The sequence below is a fragment of the Streptomyces sp. JJ66 genome, assembly GCF_019303495.1.
Lineage (GTDB): Bacteria > Actinomycetota > Actinomycetes > Streptomycetales > Streptomycetaceae > Streptomyces.
Window position 1 is genome coordinate 1 of the sequence record NZ_JAEVFI010000061.1, and the last position, 814, is coordinate 814.

The window sequence follows — 814 nt, forward strand, 5'->3', positions numbered from 1 at the left end:
CGACCGGCGGGCCCTGCCCGCCCCCGACTTCGCCGCCCTCGCCGGCACCGGCCGGGCCCCGCGCACGCCCGAGGAGCGGACCCTCTGCGAGCTGATTGCGGGGGTCCTCGGCCTCGACGCCTTCTCCGCCGACGACGACTTCTTCGAGCTGGGCGGCCACTCCCTGCTCGCCACCCGCCTGATCAGCCGGATCCGCTCGGTGTGCGGCGCCGAGATACCCCTGCCCGTCGTCTTCGAGGAGCGCACGGCCGCCGGGCTGGCCCGGCACCTGGGCGACGCGCGCGGCGCCCGGCCCGCCCTGGTCGCCCGGGACGACCGGTCCGCGACCGTGCCGCTGTCCTCCGCGCAGCGCCGGCTGTGGCTGCTCGATCGGATGGAGGACCGCGCCGGCTACAACGTGCCCTGGGCGCTGCGCCTGACCGGGCCACTCGACGCGCCGGCCCTCCGGCTCGCTCTCACCGACGTGATCGGCCGGCACGAGGTGCTGCGCGGGGTGATCACCGTCGTCGACGAGGAACCCCACCAGCGGATCCTTCCCCTCGACGAGGTCCGCGTCGACCTCGCGGCGGAGATCTGCGCGCCCGACGAGCTGGACGGGCGGGTCGAGGCCGTCGCCCGCGAACCCTTCGACCTCGCCCGCGACCTGCCCCTGCGGGCCCGGCTGTTCTCCCTCGGCCCCGACGAGCACGTGCTCGCCCTCGTCCTGCACCACATGGTCTTCGACGGCTGGTCCACGGCCCCCTTCCTGCGTGACCTCGGGGTGGCGTACGCGGCCCGGGTGTCGGGTCGGGCGCCGGAGTGGGACGCCCTGCCG

The 814-nt window shown here is 76.3% G+C and carries 1 protein-coding gene; it reads left to right on the top strand.

From position 1 onward, the window contains the following. On the top strand, positions 1-814 hold an 814-nt coding region (locus JJV70_RS22255; protein WP_257574403.1), incomplete at both ends, for a condensation domain-containing protein.